At 59.2% G+C, this 12,328-nt stretch carries 11 protein-coding genes; 9 read left to right on the plus strand and 2 right to left on the minus strand.

All coding sequences use genetic code 11. The features are described from left to right. The first annotated feature begins 25 nt into the window (after positions 1-25). The 4 genes from ACFFT4_RS22240 to ACFFT4_RS22255 all read left to right on the plus strand — a co-directional run bounded on the left by ACFFT4_RS22240 (position 26) and on the right by ACFFT4_RS22255 (position 6,288). A complete protein-coding gene (locus ACFFT4_RS22240; RefSeq protein ID WP_378051032.1) occupies positions 26-1,201 on the plus strand; it encodes a PP2C family protein-serine/threonine phosphatase in 1,176 nt (391 codons plus the stop codon). Continuing rightward, on the plus strand, positions 1,198-4,890 hold the full coding sequence (locus ACFFT4_RS22245) for a response regulator (protein WP_378051033.1): 3,693 nt from the start codon (positions 1,198-1,200) through the stop codon (positions 4,888-4,890). The genes ACFFT4_RS22240 and ACFFT4_RS22245 overlap by 4 nt, the downstream gene beginning before the upstream one ends. Beyond that, on the plus strand, positions 4,887-5,726 hold the full coding sequence (locus tag ACFFT4_RS22250; RefSeq protein WP_378051034.1) for a CheR family methyltransferase: 840 nt from the start codon (positions 4,887-4,889) through the stop codon (positions 5,724-5,726). Before ACFFT4_RS22245 ends, ACFFT4_RS22250 begins: the two co-directional genes overlap by 4 nt. 88 nt (positions 5,727-5,814) lie before the next feature. Then, positions 5,815-6,288 carry a hypothetical protein gene (locus ACFFT4_RS22255; protein WP_378051035.1) on the plus strand — a complete coding sequence of 158 codons (474 nt, stop codon included), beginning with the start codon at positions 5,815-5,817 and terminating at the stop codon, positions 6,286-6,288. Between the two features lie 97 nt (positions 6,289-6,385). On the opposite strand, the gene ACFFT4_RS22260 is transcribed toward ACFFT4_RS22255, so the two are convergent. Beyond that, positions 6,386-7,603, minus strand: coding sequence for an NAD(P)/FAD-dependent oxidoreductase (locus ACFFT4_RS22260; protein ID WP_378051036.1), 1,218 nt, complete (start codon positions 7,601-7,603; stop codon positions 6,386-6,388). Positions 7,604-7,733: 130 nt separating this feature from the next. On the opposite strand from ACFFT4_RS22260, the gene ACFFT4_RS22265 reads away from it, so the two are divergent. The 4 genes from ACFFT4_RS22265 (at position 7,734) to ACFFT4_RS22280 (ending at position 9,717) form a co-directional block, all read left to right on the plus strand. After that, on the plus strand, positions 7,734-8,063 hold the full coding sequence (locus ACFFT4_RS22265) for an STAS domain-containing protein (RefSeq protein ID WP_378051038.1): 330 nt from the start codon (positions 7,734-7,736) through the stop codon (positions 8,061-8,063). A 29-nt stretch (positions 8,064-8,092) separates the two neighbouring features. Beyond that, entirely contained in the window at positions 8,093-8,533 is a 441-nt protein-coding gene (rsbW, locus tag ACFFT4_RS22270) for an anti-sigma B factor RsbW (protein WP_378051039.1), read from the plus strand. After that, positions 8,530-9,294: a sigma-70 family RNA polymerase sigma factor gene (locus ACFFT4_RS22275; protein ID WP_378051040.1), complete on the plus strand. Its 765-nt coding sequence runs from the start codon at positions 8,530-8,532 to the stop codon at positions 9,292-9,294. The genes rsbW and ACFFT4_RS22275 overlap by 4 nt, the downstream gene beginning before the upstream one ends. An 81-nt stretch (positions 9,295-9,375) precedes the next feature. Further along, entirely contained in the window at positions 9,376-9,717 is a 342-nt protein-coding gene (locus ACFFT4_RS22280; protein WP_378051041.1) for a hypothetical protein, read from the plus strand. A gap of 117 nt (positions 9,718-9,834) precedes the next feature. Here ACFFT4_RS22280 and ACFFT4_RS22285 read toward each other — a convergent pair whose 3' ends face one another. Then, a complete protein-coding gene (locus tag ACFFT4_RS22285; RefSeq protein WP_378051043.1) occupies positions 9,835-10,257 on the minus strand; it encodes a YtxH domain-containing protein in 423 nt (140 codons plus the stop codon). Between the two features lie 149 nt (positions 10,258-10,406). Between ACFFT4_RS22285 and ACFFT4_RS22290 the strand changes: the two genes are divergently transcribed. Further along, on the plus strand, positions 10,407-12,203 hold the full coding sequence (locus ACFFT4_RS22290; RefSeq protein ID WP_378051044.1) for a discoidin domain-containing protein: 1,797 nt from the start codon (positions 10,407-10,409) through the stop codon (positions 12,201-12,203). Positions 12,204-12,328 lie beyond the last annotated feature (125 nt).

Below are 12,328 nucleotides of genomic sequence, written 5' to 3' on the forward strand. Positions count from 1 at the left end.
CGAGTTGGGTCAAGGAGACTGAGAAATGAAAAGAAAAATGACCGTATTGATCGTAGACGATAACGCTATGAACGTGCTTGTAATAGAAGAAATGCTGAAGAGGGAAGGGTATGAGCGGCTTCGCTCCGCGCACTCGGCGGCGGAGATGTTCCGCACGCTGGGGGGCGAGGCGGACGGCAGCGTACCCGGAGTCCCGCAAGTCGACTTGATCCTTCTTGATCTGATGATGCCGGAGATGGACGGGATCGAGGCGTGCCGGCGCTTGCAGTCGGACGCGCGGTACAAGGACATTCCGGTCATTATGGTAACGGCGGTCGGAGACTCCGTAAAGCTGGCGGAGGCGCTCGATGCCGGTGCAAGCGATTTCGTGACGAAGCCGATCAACAAAATCGAGCTGCTGGCCAGAATCCGCTCCGCGCTGAAGCTGAAGCTGGAGCTGGATTGGCACAAGGAACGCGACAACCGGCTCCGTCAGGAGCTCCAATTGGCCCGTCAGGTGCAGGAATCGGTGCTGCCGGACGAGGTGGAAGACGGCCGTATCCGCATCCTCGCTTATTATCAAGCGTCCGAGGAGCTGGCCGGAGACTTGTACGCCTGGCACCGAATCGACGACAACCGCTGGGGGATCGCGGTCATCGACGCGATGGGACACGGCATCTCTTCTTCGCTGGTCAGCATGTTTGTCGCTTCGGTCCTGAAGGAGTCGATGCGGACGCTGTGGTCCCCGGAACGCGTATTCAAGGAGCTTAACCGCCGGCTGATGGGGCTCCAGTGGGAGAACGAGCTGGTCCATTATTATTGCACCGGCATCTATGCGACGATCGATCTGGAGATCGGCAAGCTGAATTATATCAATGCCGGGCATCCGCCCGGATTCGTGTATCGCTCGGAAGGAGGGCATCCGGACAAGCTTCCCGTAAGCTGCCCGCCGTTGGGGTTGTTCGACAAGCTCGATCTGACGCCGAGCACGATTCAGCTGTCTCCCGGAGACGCCTTGTATTTGTTCACGGACGGCCTTCTCGGCGCGTTCGAAGGCGAGGAAGAGGATCGGCTAGGACAGTTGGCCGCTTTCCTGCGCCGCCCGGGGTCCGAAGCGGAGCTGGAGCGGCTCGTCGGCCGGGAATCGCCGGAGGAGACGACAAGGTCCGACGACCGCTGTCTGGTGAAGATTGAGCTTTGTACGAAGGGAAGCGGACAATGAAGATCAAAACGAAATTAGGTATCGGTTACGCGCTGCTGCTGCTGTTATTTGCCGGCGTCACCGCGTTCGGTTATTTGCAGTTGACCCAGATGAACCAATCTTTGGAGCTTTTTTACGAGAATCGCTTCGAGAAGGTGAAAATCGCGCTTGCGGTGCGCGGAGAGGTGAACGCTTCCGGCCGCGTCATGAACGATATGATGCTCGGGGACCAGGATCCGGCCCAGGCGATCGCGGACATTGGGCGGAGGCTGGGAGGCGCCGAGCAGCAGTACCGCATATTGGAAGGCATGCAGCTCGGGCCGGAGGAGCTGGATACGATCGGGAGAATCGAACAGCTGACCAACCGGTACGGAACGTCGGTCCGGCAGTTCATCTCTTTGGTCGAAGAAAGCAAAATCGAGGAAGCGAAGCAATTTTACGCCGACAAGCTGCGCGACGAGCAGCGCGAAGTCATCGATCTGATGGACGAGCTGGTGTCCGTTCAGGAAATTTCCTTGCGGGAGGAGATGGCGGACTCCAAGGAGACCTACGACTGGTCCATGCGCATGGTTGCCATGCTGACGGTCGTCGGTCTGCTGCTGGGAATGGGGATTGTGCTGTGGGTGTTTCCGAGCATTAACCAGGGGCTGAATCTGCTCGAGCGAATGGCCGATCGCTTCGCCAGGGGGCGCTTGCGCAGCTTTGCCCGCATCGAAGTCCAGTCCAAGGACGAGCTGGGCGCGCTGGCCGCGCTGTTCAAGCGGATTGCGCTGGACCTGCAGGAGAAGAACGAGCGCGAGGCCCGGCTGTCGGAGGTTCAGCAAAGGCAGGCCAGGATCAACGCCCAACTGGCCAGGGTGACGGAGCTGCTGCAGGAAGGCACGGACGCGAAGGGCGTCGCGCAGTCGTTCATCGCCGAATTCGCTCCCGTGCTCGGCGCCGCTCACGGGCTGATCTACTTGTCCGATCCGGCTTCGGCGGGCACGCGGCTGGAGCTGGCCGGAACTTACGCGGCGGCGGCAGGCGGCGGCGAAGGCGGCTTTGCGATCCCGGAGGCGCTGCGTTCCGGGGAGGGATTGGTCGGACAATGCTTCCGGGACGCCAAGCCGATCGAGGTCGACAAGGTGCCCGGCGGCTACTTCAAGATCGGCTCCGGGCTTGGGGAGATCGAGCCGGGAAGCTTGATCGTGCATCCGATCGTGTTCGACGATTCGGTCATCGGAGTCGTCGAGCTGGCCGCGTTCCAGTCGTTCGAGCCGGAGAACCGCGAGCTGCTGGAGGCGTTATCCGAGAAGCTGGGGACGATTCTGAACAACATTCGCTCCCGTCAGCGCGTCGAGGAGCTGCTGCGGGAATCGCAGGCGATGACCGAGGAGCTTCAGGTGCAATCCGAGGAACTGGTATGCCAGCAGGAGGAACTGCGGGAGACCAACGACAAGCTGGAGAAGCGGCAGGAGGACTTGAAGAAATCGGAGCTGCGGCTCCAGCAGCAGCAGGAAGAGCTGGAGCATGCCAACCGCGAGCTGAAGCTGAAGACGGAGGTGCTGGAGCAGCACGTCGGACGCATGGAGCAGCAGAACAGCCAGATTGCGCAAGCGAACGCCGAGCTGGAGCGGCAGGCGCTTCAGCTTGCGCTGACGACCAAATACAGATCGGAATTTCTGGCGAACATGTCGCACGAGCTGCGAACTCCGCTGAACAGCCTGCTTATATTGGCGGAATTCCTGACGGAGAACCGGGAAGGGAATTTGACGGAGAAGCAGCAGGAGTATATGCGCACGATCCATCTGTCGGGCTCCGATCTGTTGAAGATGATCGACGAGATTCTGGATCTGTCGAAAATGGACGCGGGCAAAATGGAGGTCCACCCGGAATGGACGGTGCTCGACGATCTGTCGACGTACCTGGAGCACCAGCACCTGCCGCTCGTCGAAGCGAAGGGGCTGTCGTTAAGCTTTGTCCGTCAGGCCGATATTCCGGAAACGATTCGGACGGACGGGCACAGGCTGAAGCAGATTATGCGCAACCTGCTGTCCAACGCGATCAAATTCACGGAAGCGGGATCGGTGACTCTGACGATGCGCAGGCCTTACTCGCACGAGATGGATTCGTCCCGGCAGGAGGAGAGCGAGGAAGCGGCCTATGTCGCGTTGTCGGTAACGGATACCGGCATCGGAATCCCGAAGGACAAAAGCGAGCAGATTTTCGAAGCGTTCCGCCAGGCGGACGGGACGACGAGCCGCAAATACGGGGGAACGGGCCTGGGGCTGACGATCAGCCGGGAACTGGCCCATCTGCTCGGAGGCTGGATTCATCTGGAAAGCGAGCCTGGCAAGGGCAGCGCCTTTACGCTCGTTGTGCCCGAGCAGATTCCCGGCCGGTCGCATGCGCTGCAGCCGGCGGACGATAACGGCGCAGGCGCCGAACGTCGTCCGGCCGATCCGGCGGCCGAACTGACGGCAGCCGCAGCGGAGCTGCCGGACAGCCCCGGGCCGGCAAGCAGGCCCGAGGACGACCGGGCCTTGCTCGATTCGGACGACAAGGTGCTGCTGATCGTCGAGGACGATATCAATTTCGCCAAGGTATTGCTCGAAATGGCCCGTTCGCGGGGTTTCAAGGCGGTCGTCGAGCTGCAGGGAGACGAAGGGCTGGAGGCGGCGAAAGCGATCAAGCCCGATGCGATTCTGCTCGACATCCAGCTTCCGGTGGCGGACGGCTGGTCCGTGCTGAGCGCTTTGAAGAGCGATCCGGCGACGCGCCACATTCCGGTGCACGTCATCTCCGTGACGGAGCAATCCTCGCAAGGACTGCGCATGGGGGCGATCGATCATCTCCAGAAGCCCGCTTCAAGGGAGCAGCTGGAAAAGGTGTTCGTAAGCATCCGCGAGGTGCTGGACCGCATGCCCAAGCATCTGCTGCTGATCGAGCGGGACGAGGAGACGCGCAGAAGCTTGACCGAGCTGATCGAGCACGACGACGTCGCCGTCACCGCCGTCGGCGATGCGGCCGAGGCCTGGGAGCGGCTGCGGGAGGGGACGTTCGATTGCATCGTGCTCGATTCCGGACTGCCAAGCGGGACGGCCATCGAGCTGCTGAAGAAGATGCAGCAATCGTCCGGTTTGCAGAAGATTCCCGTGATTGTGCATTCGGACAGCGATAACGAAGAGCAAACGTTAAGGGAAATGAAGTTTTTCGCGGATTCGATCGTTCTGAAGAACGTCAGGTCCCCGGAACGTCTGCTGGAGGAGACGGCGCTGTTCCTGCACCGGGTCGAAGCCGATTTGCCGGAGGACAAGCGCAAGCTGCTGGGCAAGCTGCATCGGGGCGAGGACGCGTTCGAGGGCAAGACGATTCTGCTCGTCGACGACGACGTTCGCAACGTATTCGCTTTGTCCGGAGTGCTCGAGCATCGGGGAATGAAGGTGCTGTGCGCGGAGAACGGCCGCGAAGCGCTCGACAAGCTGGAGCTGGAGCCGGGTATCGATATGGTGCTGACGGACATCATGATGCCGGAGATGGACGGCTACGAGACGATGAGGCGCATTCGGCAAAATCCCGAATGGAGCAACCTGCCCGTTATCGCGCTCACGGCCAAGGCGATGAAGGACGACCGCATCAAGTGCATCGAGGCCGGAGCGTCCGATTATATCACCAAGCCCGTTAATACGGATCAATTGCTGTCCCTGATGAGAGTGTGGTTGCATCGATGAAGGAGCAGGACCATCGGGACGAAGAGCTGGAGAAAATCGAGGTCTCCCTGCTGCTGGAAGGCATCTATCAAAGGTACGGCTACGATTTTCGCAATTACTCGCATCCGTCCATTTACCGGCGCATTCGGCATCGGCTCAAGCTCGAAGGACTGGCGGAAATTTCGGCGCTGCAGGGCAGCGTATTGCGCGATGCCGACGCTTTCCGGCGGCTGCTGAGCGATCTGGTCATTCCGGTAACCGAGCTGTTCCGCGATCCGGAGATGTTCCTGGCCTTTCGCCGGGATGTCGCTCCGGAGCTGCGCCGGCTTCCATACGTCCGCATCTGGCACGCGGGCTGCTCGACGGGAGAGGAAGTGTACTCGCTGGCCGTGCTGCTTCACGAGGAAGGGCTGCTGGACAAGGCGCGAATCTACGCGACGGACATTAACGAGGACGCGCTGCAGAGGGCGCGCGACGGCATGATTCCGATCGACCGGATGAAGCAGTATACGAAAAATTATCTGGCGGCCGGAGGCAAACGGGATTTCTCCAGCTATTACGCCTCCAATCACGGCATCGTGATGCTTAAGCCCGCCTTACGGGAGAAAATCGTATTCGCGCGCCACAACCTTGTGACGGACAGCTCTTTTAACGAGTTTCACGTCGTTTTCTGCCGCAACGTCATGATCTACTTCAATACGCAGTTAACGAACCAGGTGCACGAGCTGTTTTACGAGAGCTTGGCCCAGGGCGGCTTTCTCATACTGGGAGGCAGGGAGTCGCTTTCCTTCACGCCGCTGGCCGAGCGATACGAAACCTGGAACGACGCGCAGCGCATATATCGCAAAACGATGTAGCCCGCCCTTCGGTTCAAAGCCGCCCGTTCGGGGTATACCATCAATGAAAGAATGAAAGTCCAATTCCGATTTGAATGGAGGGCTACTTATGACGGCTATCGTAGGGATATTCCGGCAGGAGGATCAGGTGATGGAGGGCATTCGGCAGCTTCGGGAGGCCGGAGCCGAATCAGCGGACATCCGGGTCGTTGTCGGCAACCGGGAGAGCGCTCCGCTGCTCGGGTCCAGCTCCGACGTGAACCTGGAGGAGCTGCGCGAGATCCAGGCGACGCGCCGCCGCGAGCACGGAGACGAGTGGGTGGCCGGGGTAGCGCCGCTGTCCGCCTATCCCGCGGCCAACATGGCGGCGGGAAACACGGGACCCGGAGTGATCGTCGCGGCCGACGATGACGGGAGCAACGACACCGGGGCGGTGCTGGCCGCGATCGGAATTCCCGACCGGTTCTGCGAGCGCTGCGCCGATGCGATCGACAACGGCCATTATTTGCTCGTCGTCGACGACGGGCGGGAGATCGGCGCGCAGCGCATTCTGAATCGGGCCGGCGCGTCCGAGCCCGATTGACGAAAGCGGGCGCATAGCCGGCAAGCGACGGCACCCCCTTGGCAGCCCCCTGGCGATCGTTCCGCAATGTGCGGAGCCGCCAGGGGGCTGCTGCCGTTCACTGGGCGCTGACGCCGCGATCCGGGCGGACAAGCGGCGCGATCGGGTTCGGCACGCCGAGGATGCGGTCGCGGATGATGTCCGCGCCCATGCAGCAGTAGATCGTTCCGTTGCCTCCGTAGCCCAGGCAATAATGCTGGCCGGGGCGTTCGGGATCTTCCCCGATCCAGGGCAATCCGTCCGCGGACTCTCCGAACGTCGCATTCCATTCGTAGCGAATTTCCGGCGAGAGGCCGGGAAACAGCGCGCGAAGCTCGGACAGCAGCCGCAGCGAGCGGGCGCGCAAATCCGTCTTGGTCAGCACAGGCTGCCGTACGTTTTCGTCCAAGCCCCCGATAATGATCCGGTTGTCCTCCGTCGTTCTCAAGTACAAATAAGGGCGCGCCGTCTCCCAGATCAGCATCCGTTCGTGCCAGTCCGCCAGGGACGGAAGAGGATTGGTCGCGATGGCGTACGAGCGATTGAGCCGGGCCCCCGCCCAGCGGCGCTCCGTAACTTCCGGAACGTATCCGACAGCGTATACGACATGCTCCGTCTCGATCGAGCCGCCGCCGGTCCGTACGACGTATCCGCGCTCCGACGGCTGAATGCCCAGCATTTTCGTCCGTTCGTAGAGCCGCAAGCCCTGCTGGACCGCTTCTTCGGCAAGCGCGTGGACGAACAGATAAGGATTGACCTCGGCATCGCCCCGCGTAACGATCGCCGCGGATTTGCGGAAAGGGAAATGCGCCGCGATCCGGTCTCCGTCCCACCATTCGGCGTCGAATCCGTTGCGCGTCAGCATCTCGTACTCCCCGGCAAGGGCATCCGTGTCCCGATCGCTCGATGCGTAATAGAGACTGCTGCGCCGCTTGAACGCGACGTCACGGGGCAGCCTCTCTGCGATATCGGCGATTTTTTCCGACGCGCGCTTGCATGCCCGATAAAATTGCGCCGCATCGCTCTCTCCGAGCGTCAGGGCGAACTCGCTGAGCATCGTGTCGTTGGCGTATTGGAGCAGGCCGGTATTGGCCAGCGTGCTGCCGGAAGCGACTTGATCCTGTTCGATAAGGACCGTCTCGATGCCGCTCGCGCTCAACACATAGCCGCAGAGCAGCCCGGACATTCCGCCTCCGATAACGACGGCCCGCGCGCCGACATCGGCCCGCAGTTCCGGATAACGGTTTGGCCGGGGCAGCGAATACGGCCAGTATAACGACCCGAAATACAAAGGCATAGCTCTTCTCCTCCGATCCAGATTAGGTTTCCGCATCCGTTAACCGTTATTCAGCTGTTTCAATCGCGGCGAAAACGGGTTATAACAGGATTGGAGAATCATTTTAGCGAGAGGCGAGGGGAGACTGGGTATGGCTAAGAGTAAACTGGAGCTCCGGACGGAGCATGCTGAAGGCCGAACAATTATGCATGTCGGAGGAGAATTCGACCTGGAGGTGGCAAGCCAGATGCGCGCGGCTCTGCACTCGTTGATCGAGCAGGCGGACAGCCGGGTGACTCTGGATCTCCGGCAGTTGAAATATATCGACAGCACGGGCATCGGCATTTTAATTTCCTTAATCAAGGCGCTTCATGCGCGCGGCGTCTCTTTCGACGTCGTACATATTCCTCCTCATATCCGCAAGCTGTTCGATATGACGGGAATAACGCCATTCCTGATGAAACCGGAATCGTCGATATGAATGCGAAGAGAGGAATGAGGAAAGATTCCATGGTAAACGAGAGAGCGGTCAAATTAAGCATTCCCGCGCTTCCCGAATACGTCGACCTGGTCCGCCTGACTTTGTACGGGATCGCGACCAAGCTCAAGTTCACGTTCGAGGAGATCGAAGACATGAAGGTTGCGGTATCCGAGGCGTGCAACAATGCGGTTCTGCATGCTTACGGGGATGCGTCGGGACAAATCGAAGTGACGTTCGAGACGTTCGAAGAAGAGCTGATCATCACGGTGCAGGATTTCGGAAAAAGCTTCGTGGTCAAGGAGGGCAAGGAAACGCCTGTCATGCACGGCAAAGCCATTGACGAGATCCAGTCGGGCGGATTGGGGCTCTATCTGATGCAGGCGTTGATGGATCGCGTGGATGTCAGGCAGGACGGCGGAACCGCGGTTACGTTAACGAAAAAAAGGCAGGTCTCGGAAGAGACTGCATGAGCGCATCCCATTCCGAGCGTCTGCCCGACGACGCGATTGCGATACTGATCGAGTATCAGAGGACGTTATGCTCCGAGCTGGCCGAGAAGCTTATCCGGCACTACGAGCCGATGGTCAAGATAGCGGCGAACAAAATGTCGCGGAATCGGCCGGATCTGTTCGACGATCTGTTCCAGGTCGGCCAGATGTCTCTGTTTCGATTGTTGACGCAATTCGATCCGCAGCTAGGCATGCCTTTCGAGCCTTATGCGATGAAGAGCATGATCGGCCATATGAAAAACTATTTACGGGACAAATCGTGGTATATCCAAGTGCCCAGAAGAATCAAAGAGATGAGCCTGGTCGTGCAAAATACGATCGACGAGCTGACGAGCAAGCTTGAACGGTCCCCGAACGTCGAGGAGATCGCCAGCCATCTCGGCCTCGAGGTCGAAGAGACGCTGGAGATTTTGGCCGGACGCGACTTGTATCACTATGTATCGCTGGACACTCCGACGACGGATGACGACAAAGGGGCGGTGCTCGGCGATCTGATCGGCTCCTCCGCGGACGACTACGAGGCTTTGGAACAGAGGCTCGATTTAAGGCAGGCGATGGAGCAGCTGCTGCCGGAGGAGCGGAAGGTGCTGGACCTCGTCTTCGAAGGCGGAATGCCCCAGAGATCGATCGCGGACAAGCTGGGCGTGTCGCAGATGAGCATCTCCCGAATCCAGAAGCGGGCCATCGACAAACTGAAGCTGCTCATCCGAAAAACGGAATGACGGCCCCGTTTCATCTTCTCCCGAAAAGTGTAATTAGCGATAACGGAAGCTTTAATCCTTCCGTCAAAGGAGAGGGTGAACATGACGGTCAAATACCAAATCGAATTTTCCGAAAGCGATGTATTCGTACTGGAGCAAGACGAGGCCTTCCATCTGACGATCTGTTCCCGCGTAAATCCGCTTGGCTTCGGCAACAAGCTGGCGGTATACTCTCAGATCGGACAAGCGGTAGACGCGGCGGAGAAATTTTGCAAGCTGTACGAGCTGGCCAAGCAGCACGGCTACCATCTGAAGGGTACCAGCTTCGTGAAGGAAGGGTGCGACTCGCTGTTCGTTCCGGCATTGCTGGAGGAAGACGCGACCGTCGACGTCCTGCGGGCCAGGTTCAAGGCCGACAAGGTTCCGAACGAAGCTAGCGGCTGACGGGAGTAACGGCCCGGCCCTCCGAGCGCCAAACTGCAAACGAAGCGCAAATTGAAAATAAGCCAAAAGAGAAGCTCCCCGCCGACGATGCGAGGAGCTTCTCTTTGAAGTAAAGGTTTAACGGTTCTGGATCGGATCGTTCACGAGTCCGTCTTCTTCCAGCTCGCTTTCCGTTTTCATTTGCTTCATTTCCTTACCCATTTTCTGCATGTCCTTGAAGTCGTGGACCATGGAGCCGTTGCGTACGCTGTCGAGCGCCTTGGCGCCCTGCTCCTGAATTTCTTCCTGGACTCCGGCGACGATGGAGCGGGTTTTGTCCGCGAGGTCGGCCGTTTTCCGTCCGACCTGCTGGGCCAGCTCCAGCGTTTTGCTGCCGGCGTCGGAGACGAGCTGCTTGGTGCGGTCCTGTACGGACGAGTAACGGACGCGAATATCTTTGCGGAGCTCCTTGCCGGATTTGGGAGCCAGCAGCAGCGCGGCCGCCGCTCCGATAATTCCGCCGATTACGATTCCTTTAACCGCTTGTTTTGTTTCCGCCATAGTGAATTCCTCCTCGTTTTTGCAATACGGTACTTGATTTGAATTACCCGTTACGGGCAAAATGAATCGCGCTCTTTCCAGAGAGCGGCGGTTCGTCTACAATAGGGACAGGAAAAAGCTGTGGCAAAAAGTCGAAAGCGAGGACGGAAATGGACTATCATGAGACTGTCCGGTCCGCTCCGGTACAATGGGGGAAATCTTCGTCCCATTACCGCGAGGATCGGCGGTGGACGCCGTTGGATCTTATATTGGTTGTGCTTCTTACCGCGATATCGGCGATTATGACTTTTACCGATCTGGGCAATCGAACCGCGCCCCAGACGTTCTGGATGCCGGACAAGGCGGGGGATTATTTCACCGTCGATTTCGGCGAAGCCAGGAAGGTCGACCGACTTAATCTGTACGAAGGTCCCGGCGCCAAAGGCGAGACGAATATCGAATGGTCGCTGGACGGCCAAAATTGGGAATCCTATGCAAAGGTCGAGCATAAGACGAATCGCGTCTTTACATGGAAGTCGGAGGACAAGTCGGTCGAAGCCCGCTACGTGCGCTTTACGACCGTTCGTACCGGCTACCGTCTCTACGAAGCGGCCTTCTTCACGAAGGGCATCGAATCCGTTGCGATTCCGATCGCAAGCATCGAATCCGGGAGCGGCAATTCGGAGGCTGCGCAGGGCGGCGGACAACAGGTGTTCGACGAGCAGCAGTGGGCGCCGTACCGGCCCGATTACCGCAACGGCATGTACTTCGACGAGATTTATCACGGGCGCACGGCGTACGAATTCGTCGAGCTGATGGAGCCGTACGAGAACACGCATCCGCCGCTGGGCAAAATCATTCTCGAGCTCGGCGTCCGGATGTTCGATATGACGCCGTACGGCTGGCGTTTCATGGCCGGCGTGGTCGGGACGTTGATGGTGCCGCTCTTCTACACCGTCGCCAAAGGGATGTTCGGGAGAACGAGATATGCCTTTCTCGCCGCGCTGCTGCTCGTGCTGGAAGGCTTCCATCTCGTGCATTCCCGCTCCGCGAACGTCGATATTTCCGGCGTAACGTTTACGATTGTCATGTTTTACGGGATGTACCGGTTCGGGGAAACAAGGTGGCAGGGCGGCGGCTTCAAGCGCGGGCTTGGCTATCTTGCGCTTAGCGGCTTGTTCTTCGGTGCGGCCGCGGCGGTTAAATGGAACTATCTGTACGGCGGAGCGGGGCTGGCGATATTGCTGGTTTTCGCGCTATTCCGCCGCTGGCGGGAAGGACGAATGGCCGGCGACTTCGATACTTTGCGGCGCATCGTGCTGACGCTGATGGCCTGCGTCGTTTTCTACGTGGCGGTTCCGGTCGGCGTGTACGCCGCAACCTACGTGCCGTTCATCAAAGCGACCAAAGCGGAAGACAGCTACAAAGACTTGTGGCAGTTCCAGAAAAATATGTACGACTACCATAAAGGCGTCAAGGAAGAACACCCGTACGCTTCGAAATGGTACACTTGGCCTCTGATGCTCCGACCGGTCTGGTATTACGGAGGCAAGGATCTCGACAACGGAGAGGCGCAGAGCATCGCGGCGATCGGCAACCCGCTGATCTGGTGGGGAGGACTGGCGGCGCTGCTCGCTTCCTGGTGGCTCGGCTTCCGCAGAAGGGACCGCATCGTGCTGACGCTGGGCGTCGCCTACTTGAGCTTTTACGTGCCGTGGATGGTCGCGCCGCGAAGCATTACGTTCCTGTATCATTATTTTCCGATGGTGCCGCTCCTGATTTTGTCCATTGTCTGGATGCTTCGCTGGTTCGAGGAACGAAGCTACAACGGGCGCAGAGTGACGCTGGCGTTCGTAGTCGCGGCCGCCGGGCTGTTCATCTGGTTCTATCCGGTGTACACCGGAATGACGATCAGCCGGGAGTGGATGAATGTCATGATCCGCTGGCTGCCGAGCTGGGGCTTCTAAATCCGCTTTTGATCACGAAGATACACAGGGAGCAGACTCGGCGTCGAATCTTGAATTCAGCCGGGCCTTCCGGTGCTCACGTAGGCTTTTCCTACGCTCCGCTCCTCAGTTCCTAAGCTTCATCC

Origin of the sequence: Cohnella cellulosilytica (assembly GCF_042431195.1) — a bacterium.
Lineage (GTDB): Bacteria > Bacillota > Bacilli > Paenibacillales > Paenibacillaceae > Cohnella > Cohnella cellulosilytica.